Source organism: Agathobaculum sp. TL06 (assembly GCF_054658635.1).
Window position 1 is genome coordinate 1 of sequence record NZ_BAAGGY010000035.1, and the last position, 17827, is coordinate 17827.

The 17827-nt window shown below is 53.1% G+C and carries 17 protein-coding genes and 1 pseudogene; 4 read left to right on the top strand and 14 right to left on the bottom strand.

What is annotated here, in order from left to right; all coding sequences use genetic code 11:
• Window positions 1-233: 233 nt before the first annotated feature.
• The 4 genes from ACYQ3S_RS14800 to ACYQ3S_RS14815 are packed head-to-tail and all read right to left on the bottom strand — an operon-like array spanning window position 234 to window position 4178.
• A complete protein-coding gene (locus tag ACYQ3S_RS14800; protein ID WP_459690083.1) occupies window positions 234-1265 on the bottom strand; it encodes a TRAP transporter substrate-binding protein in 1032 nt (343 codons plus the stop codon).
• Window positions 1266-1311: 46 nt separating this feature from the next.
• Complete coding sequence (locus ACYQ3S_RS14805) at window positions 1312-2349, bottom strand: zinc-dependent alcohol dehydrogenase (RefSeq protein ID WP_459690085.1); 1038 nt, start codon at window positions 2347-2349, stop codon at window positions 1312-1314.
• A 10-nt stretch (window positions 2350-2359) separates the two neighbouring features.
• Complete coding sequence (locus ACYQ3S_RS14810; RefSeq protein WP_459690086.1) at window positions 2360-3670, bottom strand: TRAP transporter large permease; 1311 nt, start codon at window positions 3668-3670, stop codon at window positions 2360-2362.
• Between the two features lie 4 nt (window positions 3671-3674).
• Window positions 3675-4178 (bottom strand): TRAP transporter small permease, encoded by a 504-nt coding sequence (locus ACYQ3S_RS14815; protein ID WP_459690087.1) that lies wholly within the window; start codon window positions 4176-4178, stop codon window positions 3675-3677.
• Window positions 4179-4638: 460 nt separating this feature from the next.
• On the opposite strand from ACYQ3S_RS14815, the gene ACYQ3S_RS14820 reads away from it, so the two are divergent.
• Together ACYQ3S_RS14820 and ACYQ3S_RS14825 are read left to right on the top strand one after the other, a co-directional pair.
• Complete coding sequence (locus ACYQ3S_RS14820) at window positions 4639-5640, top strand: LacI family DNA-binding transcriptional regulator (protein WP_459690088.1); 1002 nt, start codon at window positions 4639-4641, stop codon at window positions 5638-5640.
• 207 nt (window positions 5641-5847) lie between these two features.
• Window positions 5848-6090 carry a hypothetical protein gene (locus tag ACYQ3S_RS14825; RefSeq protein WP_459690090.1) on the top strand — a complete coding sequence of 81 codons (243 nt, stop codon included), beginning with the start codon at window positions 5848-5850 and terminating at the stop codon, window positions 6088-6090.
• Window positions 6091-6316: 226 nt separating this feature from the next.
• Here ACYQ3S_RS14825 and ACYQ3S_RS14830 read toward each other — a convergent pair whose 3' ends face one another.
• Window positions 6317-6940: a hypothetical protein gene (locus ACYQ3S_RS14830; protein WP_459690091.1), complete on the bottom strand. Its 624-nt coding sequence runs from the start codon at window positions 6938-6940 to the stop codon at window positions 6317-6319.
• A 341-nt stretch (window positions 6941-7281) separates the two neighbouring features.
• On the opposite strand from ACYQ3S_RS14830, the gene ACYQ3S_RS14835 reads away from it, so the two are divergent.
• Window positions 7282-8244: a helix-turn-helix transcriptional regulator gene (locus ACYQ3S_RS14835; RefSeq protein WP_459690093.1), complete on the top strand. Its 963-nt coding sequence runs from the start codon at window positions 7282-7284 to the stop codon at window positions 8242-8244.
• Between the two features lie 101 nt (window positions 8245-8345).
• On the opposite strand, the gene ACYQ3S_RS14840 is transcribed toward ACYQ3S_RS14835, so the two are convergent.
• From ACYQ3S_RS14840 to ACYQ3S_RS14850, 3 genes are all read right to left on the bottom strand, one after another.
• Window positions 8346-9602 (bottom strand): C40 family peptidase, encoded by a 1257-nt coding sequence (locus ACYQ3S_RS14840; protein WP_459690094.1) that lies wholly within the window; start codon window positions 9600-9602, stop codon window positions 8346-8348.
• Window positions 9603-10430: 828 nt separating this feature from the next.
• A complete protein-coding gene (locus ACYQ3S_RS14845; protein ID WP_459690096.1) occupies window positions 10431-12788 on the bottom strand; it encodes a VirB4-like conjugal transfer ATPase, CD1110 family in 2358 nt (785 codons plus the stop codon).
• Entirely contained in the window at window positions 12781-13134 is a 354-nt protein-coding gene (locus ACYQ3S_RS14850; RefSeq protein WP_459690106.1) for a PrgI family protein, read from the bottom strand. The genes ACYQ3S_RS14845 and ACYQ3S_RS14850 overlap by 8 nt, the downstream gene beginning before the upstream one ends.
• A 103-nt stretch (window positions 13135-13237) precedes the next feature.
• Between ACYQ3S_RS14850 and ACYQ3S_RS14855 the strand changes: the two genes are divergently transcribed.
• The gene (locus tag ACYQ3S_RS14855; protein ID WP_459690097.1) at window positions 13238-13582 is read left to right on the top strand and encodes a molecular chaperone GrpE; all 345 of its coding nucleotides are present in this window, start codon (window positions 13238-13240) and stop codon (window positions 13580-13582) included.
• Here the strand turns inward: ACYQ3S_RS14855 and ACYQ3S_RS14860 are convergent.
• The 6 genes and pseudogenes from ACYQ3S_RS14860 to ACYQ3S_RS14885 all read right to left on the bottom strand — a co-directional run.
• Window positions 13579-14424 carry a hypothetical protein gene (locus ACYQ3S_RS14860; protein WP_459690099.1) on the bottom strand — a complete coding sequence of 282 codons (846 nt, stop codon included), beginning with the start codon at window positions 14422-14424 and terminating at the stop codon, window positions 13579-13581. The two genes, ACYQ3S_RS14855 and ACYQ3S_RS14860, sit on opposite strands and share 4 nt — an antisense overlap.
• A 61-nt stretch (window positions 14425-14485) precedes the next feature.
• Window positions 14486-14797 carry a formate hydrogenlyase gene (locus ACYQ3S_RS14865; RefSeq protein ID WP_459690101.1) on the bottom strand — a complete coding sequence of 104 codons (312 nt, stop codon included), beginning with the start codon at window positions 14795-14797 and terminating at the stop codon, window positions 14486-14488.
• Window positions 14794-16341, bottom strand: a complete 1548-nt coding sequence (locus ACYQ3S_RS14870; RefSeq protein WP_459690102.1) for a VirD4-like conjugal transfer protein, CD1115 family — start codon at window positions 16339-16341, stop codon at window positions 14794-14796. Before ACYQ3S_RS14870 ends, ACYQ3S_RS14865 begins: the two co-directional genes overlap by 4 nt.
• Window positions 16342-16468: 127 nt before the next feature.
• Window positions 16469-16930 carry a recombinase family protein gene (locus tag ACYQ3S_RS14875; RefSeq protein ID WP_459690103.1) on the bottom strand — a complete coding sequence of 154 codons (462 nt, stop codon included), beginning with the start codon at window positions 16928-16930 and terminating at the stop codon, window positions 16469-16471.
• 86 nt (window positions 16931-17016) lie between these two features.
• Window positions 17017-17667 carry a DUF3801 domain-containing protein gene (locus ACYQ3S_RS14880; protein WP_459690104.1) on the bottom strand — a complete coding sequence of 217 codons (651 nt, stop codon included), beginning with the start codon at window positions 17665-17667 and terminating at the stop codon, window positions 17017-17019.
• Window positions 17648-17827: pseudogene (locus ACYQ3S_RS14885) on the bottom strand (relaxase/mobilization nuclease domain-containing protein); the annotation flags it as partial. The gene ACYQ3S_RS14880 and the pseudogene ACYQ3S_RS14885, both read right to left, overlap by 20 nt.

Below are 17827 nucleotides of genomic sequence, written 5' to 3' on the forward strand. Positions count from 1 at the left end.
GACAGTCCACCCCCGCCTGCACCAGATATTCCGTAAAGCCCGCCAGCGAGCGCCCATCTATTGATCCATCTTCGTGCATCGGCGTAATAGTCGGAATAACCACGCCGGATAATCTTTTTTCGTACATTATAATCTCCTTTCTGTCAGTAGAAAAGGGGGGACGTTGGCCTATGAATGCGCCCCCCCCCTCTTTTCAAATATTCACACTCGAAACCGCTAAACCGTTCCAGATATCAATACTTCTCACGAGTCTCCATCAGCAAGTCATACAGCTTCTTCTGGTCATCGGTTGCACTCGCAAGAAAGTCATCAATTACCGGCTGTACCGCTTGTATAAACGGCTCCTTATCAACTTCGTTGATTGTCATACCAGCCGATTCGAGTCCCTCGCGTGCGCTCTCGGTCGCATTTGGCCAAATCTCATTATTCCATTGTTCGGTAAATTCTTTGCCTGCGTCCAGCAATGCCTGCTGATCCTCAGCGGATAGGCGGTCAAACCATGTTTTGCTGACAAATACCACATCCGGAATTGTGAAGTGCTCGGTCAAAGACATATACGGACAAATTTCCTGCCATGCACTTGCATATACATTAGGGATCTGGTAGTCTGCGCCGTCCAACGTGCCCTGCTGCATACCGGTGTAGACCTCGCTGAACGCGAGCGGGGTTGCGATCGCTCCCATTGCAGTGGTTGCATCAGCCAGAACCGCATCTTCCATACACCGAATCTTGAGTCCGTGCAGATCTTCCGGCGTATTGATTGCGCGCTTGGTGTTGACGATACTGCGGCTACCTAGGTCGGTCCAAGCGATGACTTTAAATCCATTTGCTTCCATATCCGCTTCCAGTACCTCGATCACTGCCGGATCCATAATAGTTTGGATCGCCTGTTCACCGCTGTCCCACAGGTAAGGAAGCGAGAACACCGACCACATGGAATTGAAGGTGGACAGATCGGTCAGCGCGCATTCCGTCATCTCAATGGTCGCGATCTGCAGGCCTTCAAATGTCGCAATTTTATCGCCCAGCTGTGAGGACGGGTAGAACTCCATTTTCAGTCGCCCATCTGAATGCTCCTCAATCAGATCGCCGAGCGCCGCCGCACCATCTGCCTGCGTTCCGCTTGAAGCAAATACAACGGAATATTTGACGACGGTCGAATCGCTGTTTCCGTCTGACTGTGCAGTCGTGGGGTCGCCTCCCGAGCAAGCGGTCATGCCCAGCATCATTGCCGATGCACACAACAGAGATACCAATTTTTTCATAACAAGCTTCCTTTCTTTTTGAACTGTGGTTTTCTGTTCCATTGCTTCACCTGAAACGGACAACGGCTTTAATTGAAGCGCCCGACATCATATCTTCGAAAGCTTGCAGAGCGTCTTTAAAGTCGTATACCGTAACCAGCTTTTTTAAATCATCTTTCAGCCGCGCTATAATTTCCACCGGCGCGGAGGTGCCATCCGATTTGCGGTGCGGATATGGACCTTTCGCCCCTACGACTGTCAGCTCCTTGCGCATGATAGGCAATAACGCTAAATCACCCGCAGCACTGTGATATACACTCGCCACAACGATCTTACCACCCGGACGAACCGCATCAAAGGCGTCCTGCAGCACTGGCACAGCGCCAGTAGCTTCGATCACCACGTCCACCCCTTGTCTGGAACTCATCTCACGCACCTGCTCCAACCAATTGGGGTCGTTGCGGTCTACCGTTTCGATCAGACCAAGCGAATGCACTTTGTCTAATCGAGGGCGACTCCGTTCCACCCCTATGATACGGCTCGCACCCAGCGTTTTCAAAATCATTGCGGTAATCAGTCCCATCGTACCCAAACCAAAAATCAGCACATTGGAACCCGGCGTAATATTAGCCTGCCGCGCGATGCGATAAGCACAATTGGTCGGTTCGAGCATAGAGGCTGTTTCAAAATCAATCGTATCCGGAATCGGGCTGATAAAGCTGTATTCCGGTGTATTCAGCACAAACGTTTCCTCAGAGAAACCGCCCGGCAGCAATGCATCATTCATGCTTTTGCAGTAGTTCGCTAACCCGTTCAGGCAATTCCAGCACCGTCCGCACGTACGGTTCAGTTCGCTTGCCACCCGCATACCGTTTTGAATACCGTTCGCCCCGTCGCCTGCGTCTACAATCACCCCTGAAAACTCATGTCCATAATACCGCTCATCCGCGAGCGAGCGTTGGCCGCGGTACAGGGCGATATCGCTTCCGCAGATAGCGCAGGCATGAACCTCAACCTTGACCGTGCCGGACTGCAACGCGCCGATACTGGGATAATCGCTTTGCAGTTCAAGCTTTCCGTAATCCAAAAGCGCAACTCTTCTCATATCTTTCCCCTCAAATTGCGTAGCCCAGCACAGAAGGCACAAAGGTGACCAGAACTGGGACATAAGTAATCAGCAGCAGTACGATAATCTCGCCCAGCATATACGGCAAAGTTCCCCGCACCGTATCTTCAATCGATATTTTGCCAATTTTACCAGTAATAAACAAACAGTAACCGAGCGGCGGCGTGATGCAGCCGATGGTCAGGTTAAGGCACATAACAATACCGAAATGTACCAGGCTGATGCCCATAGAGGCTGCGACAGGCGCAAGGATCGGCGCAAGGATAATAACAGCTGCACCACCATCCATGAACATGCCCATAATAAGCAGCAGGATGTTGACTAACAGCAGGAATACCCACTTGTTGTCTGTAATAGACAGAATCAGGTCATTCACCAGCACAGGCATCTGCAGCGCGGTAAGGCCATAACTGAATACCTTTGCGCAGGCAATAATCAACAGTAACGGCGCCGCACTGTTGGCTGCAGACAGCAGAATCGAACCCATATCACGGAGTTTAAGCGTGCGTGTGATAAATAAACTGACAATCAGACTGTATACCACTGCTATTGCGCCTGCCTCGGTAGCCGTGCAGATGCCTCCCATAATGCCGCCAACTACGATAACCGGCATACCCAGCGGAATGATACCATCAATAAGAGTTTTTTTGATCTCTGCTGCTGCCAGTTTTTCCGTGCGTCGTGGGAAGTGGCATACGCGATTGCGCAGCAGAACAATGACCATTAGAATCAGGCCCGCCATGATACCCGGGATTACACCGCCCATAAACATCGAACCGACAGACGCGCCAACCGCAGTCGCATATACGACCATAATAATACTTGGAGGGATGATCGGGCCGCAGACCGATGCCGCAGATATAACGCCCGCAGCTTCTTTGACCGAGTAGCCTTCCTTTTCCATCGCAGGGATTAGGATACCGCCCATACAGGATGCGCTGGCCTGTGCGGAACCTGTAATGCCACCAAAGAACATGCTTGAAACAATTCCGGCATGTGCCAAGCTGCCGGGCAGCCTGCCAATCAGCAGCATAGCAAACTTAATCAGCTTTTCTGTAATGCCGCCGCGGTTCATAATCTCGCCCGCCAGCATAAAAAATGGGATTGCCAGTAACGGCAGATTTCCCATTCCGTTAAAAATAGCCTGTGAAACCGCAATCGTTGCAACCGGAGTGCCTGTGCTGACCGCCAATGCCACTAAGCTAAGCACACCGGTGAGCAACAGGCTGACATAGATTGGCACACCGACAATGATTAAAATAAATGCCAGCGCGATCAGTAAACCGATAATTGCTTCCATAACTTTACACCTCTTTCCGCCCCTCTGTTACTGGATCGCTCAGCACCTTTTTCTTCGCGATCTTAATGTACTCATACACACAAAGCGCAAAGCCAATCGGCATAGAAAGGTAATAATACATTCTAGGCACTTTAAGCACAGTACTCAGCATGGTACCTTGTGCCGTATACTGCACACAAGTGACCAACAAGAACAGCAAAAAGCCGATTGTGATTATCAGAATGACTGTGCGGATTGCTATACGTACCCCGCGCGATTTGGGCTTACTGCTGATTGCGGTAAACTCGGTGTGTCCGCCAGTACGCACAGCACGGGCACTGCCGAACATTGCCATCGCAACCAGAAGCGCCTGATTCACCTCATCCGCCCATAGAAAGCCGGATTCGAATACGTAACGTCCAATCGTATTCGCCGCTGCAATCGTCACAATAGCAATTAACGCTGTTGCCGCCACAGCATCTTCAATCCAGCGAATTATGGTATCAATATTCTTGAACAATCCTTTCATCTTGTTTTCTCTCCTTTCTTCGCAAATGTAATCATTTACATTTTATTCATATCAGCAATGCTGCAGTTTTAATGTCGCATTACCTCCTTTATCCATACTGTTTATAGTTGCATACGATTTCACTCCAGTGTTTGTTTAGTAGCAGATTATATAATTTTGAAATCGTTTACATTGTACTTATATTATTGCATTATCTCATTTTTATTTCAATGTCTATATTATTCAATTTTTAAGCAATATTTTTGGTGAAGTCTTACAATTTTATATTTTATAATCCGCGATTTTTATTTTCCGTTCTCCGATTTATCCATGATAAAGAAAACGTTTACTTTTTGTTTTTAATCGATCTTTTACAAATCTCTATTTGACTTTCATTTGCTCTAAGGGTATGATAATTATATATCTAAGCTTTCTTAATGAAAACGTTTTATTTTGGTGTAATGGCGAAAGGAGAAGCAAAATGGCTAACATTGCGGATGTTGCACACGAGGCCGGCGTTTCGTTGGCTACAGTATCCCGTGTAATTAGCAGACAGGCATCCGTTCGTCCTGAAACACGCGAACGTGTGCTACAAGCGATCCGAAAACTCAACTACCAACCTAATGCGCTGGCACGCCAATTGCGGACCCAAGAGACAAAAACCGTGGTTGCCATCGTCCCCAATATACAAAACTCCTTGACACATGAAGTTATTTTCGGCATCGAATCCACTGCAGAAGCCTATGGTTATCAGGTGCTGATTGCTGATATGCGAAGTCAGCCTTCAATCGAATCCCATTATCTTAACGCAATTCAGCAGCGGCAAGTGGACGGTATCATTTCCATGTCTGCCAGCATGACTCAGAAGCTTGTCCAGCAGGTTGCGGATCAGTATCCGCTTGTAATGGCTGTTCAAGATTTTGAAAACAACAGCATTCCTTGCGTATCAATTGATAATGCAGCCGCATCTCGTACTGCTATGATGCATTTAATCCGTATGGGGCATCAGAATATCGCACATATCACAGCCTCCACCTCACTTCTGCTCTATCGCGAGCGTTATCGCGGCTATTGTCAAGTGCTCGAGGAACACGGGCTTCCTGCTATCCCTGAGTTGATTCGTCACGGCGAACCAACCTTCGAAGGTGGCTATGCTCAAGCCGAAGCGCTGTTAGCTTCAGGCAAACCGTTTAGTGCGGTGTTTGCCGCTGGTGACACAATGGCTATCGGTGCGATGAAAGCGTTTAAAAAACACGGGGTGCGTGTACCCGAAGATTGTGCTGTCATCGGATTTGACGATATTGAACTTTCTGCATTCTGGGAACCCACACTAACGACAATTTGCCAGCCCAAGGTGCAGATTGGACAAACTGCTTTCCGCAAGTTGCTCGCGCTGATGAAAAAAGAACCTTTGCTAACTATACATGATATCCTGCCATACGAACTTATCATACGCGAGAGTTGCGGCTACTTTCTCGGATAAACTCAGTCAGTGTTGAAAATCTCACGGGAACAGAATCTGGCACCAAGCCAGTAACGCATCGTCGGGCCTGTGCCAAAATGAATATCCAGTATTATAAGTACACGACTGCGAAAAAGAGGGTACTGAAACGTAGCAGATACCGTTAAGTGTTCAGTGTCTGTATGCCCTCGTCTGGAACAGGAATTTCTACTACTTAGTGGGCTGTCTATGAAACACAGCAAGCTGGCACAGTTTCGGGTGGATCGAATGACGGGGATCCAGTCCGCTGATACCAGCTTCGACCCCGTCGGACATGTACGGCGGATCTTTGGTATGTACCGCGAAGAAATACAATTTTTACAATTAGAGCGCCAGCTCTTTCACAGAGAATTTCGTGGTGTTAAGGCACAGGTCATAGTTGATTTTGTCGCTTCACACCTGACCGGTGAAAAAGTTATACTTGTCGAATAAAGCACGCCAACAGGCGTGCTTTATTCATTCTTAAGCTTCAGCTACACCTATGGGGGTAGTTGAGGCTTAAAACTATCTTTAATACAAAGAGTTTTTCAAAGTTTGTCGAAAACACGTCTCAATAAGCAGACATCTATAAAAATACTTACGATAAATCCTTGATGGTACAGCGTTGATAACTATATTTTTATACAGATCCTTCACTCTGTTTGCTCATCTGCTTGCTTTACTCTCTATACTCGTCCAGGAAATCCCTGAATATTTTGCTGTAATGTTCTTTATCTTGTAGCTTGCCTATCAAGGGCAAAACACGGCGGCACAACTCCGGCTCCTCTGCCGGACACATGGATGCTGTTATGTGATCCCCTTCCAGCTTTAAGTCCCGCACATCATTGTAAATTTCATCGACCAGACTATAAAAGATGCTGTCGGCATCCGAAAAATATTCATAATTGCCGACTATATCTGGCCGGATGATTCCAAATTTGGAGGATACCAGAATATCAAAATAATCATGCCCCTCAATATACGAGCCAAATACCCATAAAACATCGTTGATTTTTTCCATCTCTGCTGCTGCAATGGAGATTTTCCTCGGCCTCATTTCTTCTTCACGAGCTGACGATGCAAGCAATCCTAAAATCAGTTCTTCCCGTGACAGGTTTTTATACAGGTCTATCCCCAACAGTTCCTCCCTTGTGTTTTCGTCCATCATGCTTCTCCTTTCCAAAGCAAAAATAATCCGAAAATTACAACCTAACAGCTTACCTATCCATGTTTTTTCATCTGACCCAGCAGGCAGAAGAACGTAAATTACAGGAGCGGCAACATTGAAACGTTGGTTGCTCAAGTAGTTGACAGCTTTCCTGCCAGTGCGTATAATCTGCGTAAAGAGATAGTTAGCAAGCTGGACATGCTGGGTGTGTCTGGCTTACACGATGGGTGGAGGGGGCGCTGGATGAAATCCTGCGCAAACGTTGAATGCTGCGTATGAGAGGCACCTCAACCATGCTTGCCTTGCAAGGGAAAACTCGAGATAAAGCCAGACAAAAGGCAGGGTTTCAAAACAAAGAAGCCAAATAAAAGGATATGGCAGCCGCAAAGCTGAAATTCCCTGTTATTCGGCAGGGTGCATCTTTTACCAAACAGGCTTTTCTTGTGCCGCTGTATCATTCTGGGAGGGCATGTTGGGTGCAAAATCAAGCGCAAAAACGTCTGCTGCTGTTGTTGAAACTTCTGTATGAACAGACAGACGAGACCCGCTTTGTTTCCGCCGCGGACATCCTGCGGTACTGGGAACGAAAGGGTATCCATGCTAACCGAAAGAATGTGTACAGTGACATCCAGCTTTTAATGGACGATGGTCACGATATTATCTGCGTCAAAAGCACGCAGAACCGTTACTTCATTGGCTCGAGGCTCTTTGAACTGCCGGAACTGAAGCTGCTGGCAGATGCAGTGGCGTCCTCTCATTTTATTACTCAGAAAAAGAGCGCCGCCCTTCTTCAAAAACTCGCCCGGCTTACCAGCACATACAATGCGGAACATCTGCGTCATCCTGTCTACATGGAGGGTATGACGAAACCGGACAACGAAACCATTTATTACGCCATCGATGCGCTCCAGACCGCGCTCTATCGCAAGCAGGCTGTCTCATTCCAGTATTATGAGTACACGACGGAAAAGAAGAAAATTTTGAAACACAACGGATACCGCTATTTGTTCAGCCCGTATGCCCTCGTCTGGAACAGGGATTTCTACTATGCAGTGGGCTGGTCTGTGAAACACGGCAAGCTGGCGCAGTTCCGGGTAGACCGTATGACGGGGATCCAGCCTGCAGATGCGGTATACATAGCAGATACCGGCTTTGATCCCGTCGGTTATGTGCGGAAGGTCTTTGGCATGTACCATGAAGAGACACAACAGGTCACACTGCTGTGCGAAAACAAGACCATGCGCAGCGTGATAGACCGTTTCGGGGAGGGTGTGGATACGATGCCTGTGGCTGCCAACTGCTTCCGCGCCGTTGTGAATGTGGCGCCAAGCCCACCCTTTTTTGCCTGGGTATTTACTTTCAGCGGGGCGATCCGCATCGAAGAACCGACGGATGTGCTGGCGAAAATGAAAGACATGGCCTCGTGGCTGGTAGAATAAAACAGGGGATGCCTGATACCATATCAGGCATCCCCTCCATTTTTTATCGCCGCACCCACGACGCCCCTTTACCAATCTTTCCTGACCGTTTATTTATAAAGTCAGTCAGAGAAGTAAAATGGCCGGCCAATGGATGTAAAGCCCTCGATGCCGGTGATCACCACGTTGTTATACCCACTTGCACAGTGGATAATGAGCAGGTTCCCGTTTGTATCCCTGCCGCCTACGATACCCACATGCGTGTCTCCAGGGTAAAATACCAGATCGCCGGGCAACGCTTCATCCCATGAGATAGGGGAGCAGTAAGTGTGCTGGCTGGCAGCGCCGCCGCCATGCCCTATGATATACTTCCCGCCGCTGGCATTATAAAATACCCAGTCAACATATCCGGAGCAATCCATCCCGTAGGGCCGGTAAGTCCCTGTACTGGAGCTGCCGGCTGCGGTCACCTGCATGGTGGTTCCCCAACGGGAATCCCAGCCTATGACGAGGCTCTTGCCGCCCCAGAAATAATTCACTTTGCCGACCAGAGTGCAGGCTGCTTCTATAACGGCCCGCCGTTCAGCGCTCAGATTTTTCGGTAATGACGCCAGCAATTCCTGTGCATTGGTATCTGTCACATCCAGGTTGCCGATTGCCCCGCCGACAAGTTCCAGGTTATCGAGCAGCTCATCCAGCATGTTGTTCTGCCTGTCTGTAAAAGAATAAAGTTCCCGCATCTCATCTATTGTCCTGGATGCAATCGTGATAATCAGAATGGTCCCGTCATCCTCTGTTGTTTCCACCTCGGCTTTCAGCGACACCATATCCCAGAACACAGCCCTCAGCCGGTCTACCCTGTCATCATCCAGTGTGACTACATCCACGCCATCGTTTGTCCCGGCAGTCCTTACTGCAAACACTGCCACGACCTCCCGCCAGTCTGGAGGGGAGCCTTCAATGATAATCTGGTCATAGTCTCCCTCCTGCAGTTCATCCAGTTTTTCGGTGTATTCCACATTGATCTGGGCGATAGCTGTGTTCAGCGCGACAGAGTTATCATCCACAGGCTCGCTGGTAAACAGGATACCAAAGGGCGAGGTGAGCAGAAGACCGATGATGCAGATCACAATGAGCAGGGACAGGACGACAGAACTCCCGGCCGCCGCTGCCGCCATCAGGCTCCGTGTCGCTGCCAGGAGCGCGCGAAGGGCCTTTCCGGCATTCGACGCAGCTCTTTTAACCGCATTGCCCGCCGCTTTTACCCGCATACGGTACTGTGTTGCCTGCTGTGCCGCACGTATGGCCTTGGCGTGTTGTGCAGCCTGTGCGGCCGTACGCCCTGTTTTGACGCCGGTGTACCTGGTACGGTCTGTCATCCTGACTATCTGCCTGGGTGTGCGGGCAGACGGTGACAAGGCTGCATGGCGTCCCGCCGCTTTTACGGTGGAAACCAATCCTGCCGGTTTCTCCTTCGGGAGCACGGCCGCGCTCCGTCTGGACTGTACCTGGTGGATCGGCGAGGCGCCGCTCCGCCCGGTTCTGTTCACCTGTACGCTGCTGGTTACGCCGGACCTATCTCTGCTCACATTGCCGGCAGTCTCTGCCGTACCGCCTGTTTTCAAGCGGTCTTGCTCCGCTTTCCGCCGGGCCGTTTCCTGCGCTGCTTTCCTCCCGCGTTCCCTGACGAACTGCTGCCGGCCTTGCGTCCGGTCCGTGGACAGGCTCGTGGCCGGTGTTCCTTCCTGGGTGCGCATGTACGCATCTTTTGTCTTTATCTGAGCTGCAGGACTATTCCCTGTGTTTTCGACAGGTCTGACCCTCTCTGTGGGGCCAGACTTATTTTCGCTTTCCCTGGTCCGGATTTCCGGCTTGCCATTGCCATTGTCGGGGGGACTACTGGCAGGTTCCCCGCCGGGGTCTGTGCCGCGCTTTTTTCTCTCTTTGATAAGTTTCCCCGCGCCGCGTTCCATGCGGCGCATAGTGTCTGCCGCGGCGTCCTCAATCTGATCGCCGCCATAATCATCCCGCCGTCCCTGTTGGGCGGTGTTCCGCAACTGCGTCCGCAGGCGCTCCGCACCATCGTCCAGGCCACGATGGACAAGTTCTTTCGGCGCGGCTTTTGCTTTTTCCCGGATCCTGCTTGAGACGGAGGGCTTTTCCTTTATCTTATCCATTGGAGCACCTCCCCGCAAAGGCGGGCCGCATTACGCAGCCCGTCCTGCGTCGCTGGAGCCGTCTGCGTCGGCAGGCTTGGTTGTCATCAGCTGGTACAGCCGGTTTTTGGGGAAATTATCAAGGAAAGGGACGATCGCGCTGCCGCACTTGATCAGCCCGCGGCCAGACTCCACATTGGTGATATAGGAGAGCTGGTTGTCTGAGATATTCAACAACCGCGCCAGTTCCGTCCGGTCTGTTGCAGCCTGGTTGAGCATGACGAGGAACTCGCTGTTTGCCAGCATGGTGCGGGCGGTATGGGATTGCAGGAGATCGTCTACATTTTGTGTGATACCTGTGCAGCACGCACGGTATTTGCGGACGCGTTTCCAGAGCGTAAACAGGAAGTTGGCGCTGTACTCATGCTGGAATAAAAGGTAAATTTCGTCAATATAGATCCAGGTGTTGCGCCCCTGCTGGCGGTTGCGGATGACGCGGTTGAAAATGCTGTCCAGTACCACCAGCATGCCTACCGGCAGGAGCTGGCGGCCAAGGTCGCGGATGTCATAGCAGAGGATACGGGAGTTGGTGTCCACATTGGTGGGCTTGGCGAAGGTATTCAGGCTGCCCTCGGTGAACAGCTCAATGGCCAGCGCCACATCCCGCGCCTCCGGTTCCGACTGGCGCAGCAGCTCGGCGTGGAAGTCCTGCAGGGTGGGGACGGTCCCCTGATACCCTCTGCGGATGTAGTCACGGTAACACTGGGCGGCGCAGCGGTCTATGATGGATTTCTCCTTGGCGGAGAGCTTCCCTGACCCCATGAGCTGCTCACAAAGAGAGAGCAGGAACTCAGACTTGAGCACTACGGGGTTCTCGCCGTCGCCGTAGCCCTGTTCCATGTCCATAGCATTGATATGACCCGGCGAAGTGGCGGACACCTCGATCACTTCGCCGCCCAGCCCCTCGATGAGCGGCCGGTACTCGGACTCTGGATCAATAACGATGATATCGTCCTCCGTAGAAAGGGCAAGTCCCGCAATCTCACGTTTTGCTGTGAAAGACTTGCCGGAGCCGGAAACACCCAAAACAAAGCCGTTGGCGTTGAGCAGTTCCCAGCGGTTAGCGAGGATAAGGTTTTTACTGATGGTGTTCTGGCCGTAGTACACGCCGTTCCGATGCCGGATTTCCTGTGCTTTGAATGGCATGAGCACTGCCAGCGCCTCTGTGGTCAGGGTACGCAGGGCATCAATACGGCGCAAACCCAGAGGCAGCGCGGTTACAAGCCCTTCCGCCTGCTGCCAGTTAAGCGTGGAGAGCTGGCACAGATGCTTACGGGCAATGGACTGAAGGGTCTCCGTATCGCTGTCCAGTTCCTCCTTGCTGTCCGCCAGATGCACCAGCGTCACCACGGCGAACAGCATCCGCTGGTCACGGGTAGTGAGGTCGTCCAGCATCTCACGGGTCTCCTTGCGCTGCTGTTCCAGATCGTAAGGTACCACGGCGGAGAAGTTGTTGTTGCTGTTCTGGCGGCGCTGCCAGTTGGTCACATTGGTCTCCACGCCCAGCAATCGGTTCTGCATCTCCCGCACCGCCTCGTCCGTGGGTACAGGAATCACATCTATGGACAGCATGAGCGTCCTGTCCAGTTCCGTCAGCTCATTGATCATGGAGTCCTTGATGTAGGAAGCGTATTCTTTGAGGAACAGCACCCGTCCGAACTTATCCCCCATGATGAAGTGATCCTTCTTGACCTCCATGCTGTCGGGGCAGATGGCGTCCTTGTAGGAATGCCCTTTCCGCATGCTGTCCTTCAGGTCGAAGTGGAATTCGGTTTCCTCTCTCACCCGGTAAAAGTCGTGGAGGATCCGCAGGCGGTCCAGGGCGTCCAGTTCCTCGCTGCGGGAATCCAGCTTGCTGAGGCGGCTGGTGATATCGTTCGTGACACGGTCAAAGAAGGTGCGCGCTTCCTCGATGTTCTTCTTGTGGGTGGATATGGTAATGTACCGCTCCTGTACCACACTGTTGGAGGAATCGGTCACCTTACCCGTGAGCATGGCGTTGTATTCAGACCGGTAGCCGTCGAGGAAATCTCCGCGGGCAGGAAGGAGGATGGTTTCCTCAAAGTTCTGGCGGTCGATCCGCTTGTTGTTGATGGTGATTTTGGTCGTGGAGCCGGTGTCCAGCGCATTGAGCAGTTCAGAGTAATTCAGGAACATGGCCGTCTTGTCCTCCCTGGAGGCGATGGCATAGTTGATGTCTGAAAAGCGGATGCACTTGGAGAACTTGCTCCCAAACTGAAAGACCCCATCCTGCCAGACACGGCGGATGGGGATGGTATCCTGTACGGATCTCGGAACCGTAAACTTTTCCTTGTCCTGTTTGAGCGTATTCTGCAGGGTCTTAATCAAGCTTCAGGGCCTCCTTTACAGTCGAACTGTCCATGAGTTTTACATACAGGTTATCCGATTGGAAGACGAGCCGGTGAGGATATAAAAATTCCGTGCGGATATAGGCAAGAAGGAAGCGCTCCAGCGTCATGCCGTTGTACTGGAAAAAGCCGCCGAGGGCAAAAGGGAAAGCGCACAGCACGCAGACCCAGCCGATCTCGCCGGTTCCAAGAATATTGCGCAGGCCAAAATACACGCCCACCGCTACGGCAACAGCCAGCAGTGCGAAAATGAGCTGGCGGAGCGACAAGCCGAAAAACAGGCTTTCCTGATAGTTCCGGACTTCTTTGTTGATACGTACTTCTATCTGTTTTCACCTCCGATAGGTTCATTGGACAGTCGGCAGACAGGGACTTGCCATGTCCGCCGCCATATGGTAACATCAAACTGACTAAAAATGAGAGAGGGGTATGTCCATGTTGTACTTTGTATTTGGAGCAGGCATCCTGCTCCTGTCCGCCCTGTTCCGTCTGGCTGCGGTGTTCCGGTTGTCGATCCCGCTGCTGTACGCGCTGGTGGTCCCAACATTGTTCAGCGGCTGGTACTACTCCCACTACATGCTGGCCAATGTGATCTGGTATATCCTGCTGGCGGCGACGCTCCTGTCCTGGGTATACTCCCTGATCCGGAAAGTCTCCGCACTGTTGGAACAGCGCCGGTGTGACAAGGCAAGGGAGGAAATTTTTATCCAGCGGGTGCGCGAAACCTGCCGCAACGGCGGCGGTATCGTCCGCACAGACGACCTTCAGGATTAACCGAGCCCCATCATTTCGCGTACCAGGCGGTCGGACATCTTAATAGCCCCTACCAGCACCAGCATGTTGAACACCAGTTCGCCAACGTAGTTCCACACGATGGTGGCGGCCGCCATCGTGTCATCCGCGATGGCAGGCGGCGCTGTGGCGAACTGCGAGAAAATAATACAGGCCAAAACGATGATACAGCCCTCCAGACAGATGGCGGCGTAGCTCTTGACGAACGAGACGCCGATGCTGCTGGAGGGCTGTCCCGCGAAACTGGCCAGCGGGATGGGCGCGATGGCGGTCGCCATATACAGTTTAAAGAACCGGCTGTACACGGTCAGGATCATGACCAGGGACAGCACCCAGATAAACAGGGAACCCAGCAGTGTCACCGCCCATAGGGGGATGCTCTCCAGAAAGCCCACGTCCTCGATGATGGACACCATCTCGTCCGGCAGGACCGTGTCGGACATGACCGTCAGGCCGGAGGCGTCCATGATGGAGGACACCGCGCCCTGGGCAATGTTGAACAGAGCCATCATCAGCTCCAGGCCGTAGGTGATGGCCCCCTGCGCCAGTGCGAACCGGACGAAGGTCTTGACCGCCACCTCCGGACGCTTGAGTTCGGTAAAGCTGCCGCAGGTCTTGACCACACCAGCCACGAAGAACAGCACCAGCAGTGCGTAGCCGATGGCTTTCAGTGCGTCATGGATGTTCAGGATGACGTCCCAGATCCCGCCGCCTTTGAAATCCTCCGGCGACGTGGAGATCAGCGTCCAGATCTCGGTCAGCTTGTCATTCCACGTGCCGAGGGCTGAATTCAAGTTGTCTACGATCCAGTTTCCACTTCCCATTTACTCACCTCCTGGGGAAGATCAGGGGAGGGCGCTTGGCGCGCCCTCCCGTTTCGTATACTCAGCCGGTGATGAGGGCGAGGATCTCCTTCGTGAACGTGATGACGATGCCGCCGGCCACGGTCAGCATGCCGTTGGCGCGCTGGGAGGGATCGTGGCTCTTGAGGGACAGGCCGATCTGCAGGATGCCGAAGCCCAGCAGGATGAGGCCGATGGCCCGGATGAGGGAAAAGATGAAATCGCTCAGATTGGTCACGACCGCCAGCGGATCGTCTGCGGCGAAGGCGGGGCAAACGGTCATAACAGTCACCAGCACAAGGCAGGCGAACATGGTATAGACGCGCTTGGCCCGTTTTTCAAATTTGTTGTTCATGCTGCATTCTCCTTATCTTCGTTGTTGTCACTGGCGGGAAACGGCAGGAAGAGTTCAAAGCCGGTCACCGCCGGTGCGGAAGTTTGTCCATGATGGATGTAGGGCGCCCCGCCGTCCAGCGAGGTGTGGCGGACAGCGGGGTGTTTCATGAGGTCATACTTCAGATCCATGACCGGTCCGGCGCCGCGGATGAGCAGAATGGCATACCGGTTGTCCAGCTGGCGTACCTCGTCCGGCGTCAGCAGTTCCCGGCCGCTCATCTGCATGTTGGTGGACCAGGACCCGGACTTGCCCTTCGTCTGGCCGTGGGTCCTGGTGTCGATGGTGGATTTGCCCAGGGCCTCGGAGATGTACTTGTGGGTGCTGGACTCGTTGCCGCCCAGATACAGCAGGGTGTCCGAGGGGGCCTCGTCCAGAATGAAGTGGACATGCTGGGGCAGTGCGCCGTGGTGGATCTGGTCCGCGCAGTAGTAGAGCGTCTGGAATACCTGGGAATAGAGCAGGGACACCAGAAAATTATAGGTGTTGTCGTTGTCCGGGATCACGGCATACAGGGCGCACTTCCGCTCGCCCAGGGTGTAGAGGTCCATATCGTCGTGGTCGGTGATGGCCCGGATCTGGGGCAGGTTGAAAGGCGCCAGACGGACAGCGGTGGACACGAGGATAGACTTGGAAGTTTTGCCGGCGGCCATTTTGAACACCTTATATTGCCGCACGGCGACGCTGTCCGGCTTTTCCCGCTCAATGGCATTGAACAGCAGATCCAGCGGAGAGACGTGATCCTCGTCATCCTCCTTCACCTCCGCGTACTCCAGCACACGCATGACCATAGAGAAGTTCTGTTCATACTCCGGCGCCTCCTGGAACAGCATGAGGATGATGGCCTGCAGCAGCGCCGTTTCCGCTTTGGTCCAGAACGGATCCGACTCATGGCTGTTCTTCGGCGTGGTGGCCTGGATGAGATTGTTCACCAGCCGCAGGGCGTCCTTCTCATCCCGGATATAGCGGAAGGGATTGTAGCCGTCCGACTGTTCCAGGTTGACGAGGTTCAGCACCCGCACATCATAGCCCTGGCTTTTGAGGTACCCTCCCGTGGCGGTGAGCACCTCCATCTTGGGGTCTGTGATCACATAGTTGGTGTTGGCCTCCAGGATGTTGGGCAGGACGTAGCTGCGGGTCTTGGCCGCGCCGCTGCCGCCGATGACCAGCACATTCAAAGAGCGGCGGTGTTTATGGGTATCCAGCCCCAGACGGACATGCTGCGTCAGGATCTTATTCTGCTTTTGGCAGAACATGGCGTTGACCTGCTTGGGGACAGCCCACCGTGCGCTGCCGTGTTCCTCGCCGTCACGGGTGCGGCCCTGGGTGGTTTGGTACAGACAGATTCCCATGATATACATCCCCGTGCAGGCGAGGATGGACAGCAGGCTGTGTTCCGTCCAGCGGATCCGGAATGGCGTCTGCAGGGCTGCGGCCAGGTTCTCCAGCAGTTCGGGCAGGCCGCCGCCGAGGGACTGGGCAATGAGCAGCGCCGCCCAGACCACAGGGATATAGAGGAACAGGTACAGGATATGATCGCCGGCTTGCGAGGGTCGTTTCAGCAGTTCTCACCTCCATCTCAATCGAAGAGGCGCGCCGAAACCGGCGCGCCTCTCCTGAATGATCGGGTTTCTATTTCAGTTCTTCGACGCACAGGATCTCCACGCCAAGTGCGTGGAGATCCTCTTCATACCGCAGCAGTATGCGGATGTCTGTGTTGCGGATGATCCTGTCCATGCTGCGTGCAAGGATATAGTCCATTTTTCCATTGACCGCGGCCTGCTTCAGTTCTCGAAGACCGGGACGGTCCGTGTTCCAGCCGCTCATGGCCTCCCGTGTCATACCCGCGACATGCATCCTGTGTTCCCCCGCGAACTGGCACAGGCTGTCCATCTGCAGGTCCAGGGCGTGGATGACACTGGGGTCTGTATCCCTGCCATCCACACGGGCATACAGCCAGCAGCGTTTCCCACACAGTTGCTCTTTGGTGGGACGGCTGCCATGAGTGAACAGCCGGTCCAGCAGGGCTTTATCTTCCGGGAGCAGGAATCCGGCGCTGCCTGTGCGGTCCCTGTAGTCATATACGGCTTTCATGATCGGCACACTCCTTTATCGTTTTCTAACGCAACAATACCCGAAGCGCTGGGAATAGCCAGCATAATTGACGAACAGAACGGGCGTCACCGGCCCTTTGCCCTGTTCTTGGTTTTGACCTTTTGTCTGGCCGGGGCGCTCCGGCGCTGCTCATCCAACTGCGCGCGATACCCCTTCAGGCGTACTTCTACGGAAGGGCGTTCCTTACTCGTCGTCCTCATCACGTTCTTTACGTGTATAGGCGAGTTGGTGCTTGTATTGCGCGAGCCGCGTCCCGACCGGGAATCTTTTTTTGGCGTCTCCGGCTGCTTCTCTTTGGAGGGAGCGTCCTGTTCCTGCTGCTGGTTCGTTCCCGGCTGCTTATACTGCATTTTCTCAAAGACCAGGTTTGCCCGCTCCACCTCAGTCACCGGCATGACTACATCCACCATACTGTTCTTATCGTTGGGATCGTGCGTTTCCTTGATCGCCGCATACAGCAGTTTTTTCTCCCGGGCTTCCTTCTGGAAGGTCTGGTATTCCTTCTGCGTCATGGGGAAGGTCCGGACATCCCGCGTCTCCCGCAGCATTCTGCCCATATTGATCTTGCCGCAGATCTTCTTATGGTTTTTAGCCAAAGCCAGCGACAGAGCCAGCAGGTTCTTGGCTGCCGACCCGGACAGCCGGACGGCCACTTCTCCGCCGGAGAGCATCATGCGCACCAACTGGTCAGCCGCTTCACCGCCACCTACGTTCATCTCGTTCCACCTCCTTTGCCTTGTCCTCGGCCACTTGGATATCCCGTTCCATCCGGGGCCGGTTTTGCTCGATGGTATCGCACATGGCAAGATCCTTCCTCTCCTTACGGATCTCTCGGTTCACATCCGCCAACTGTTGGTATAGAGCGGCCTTTTCCTC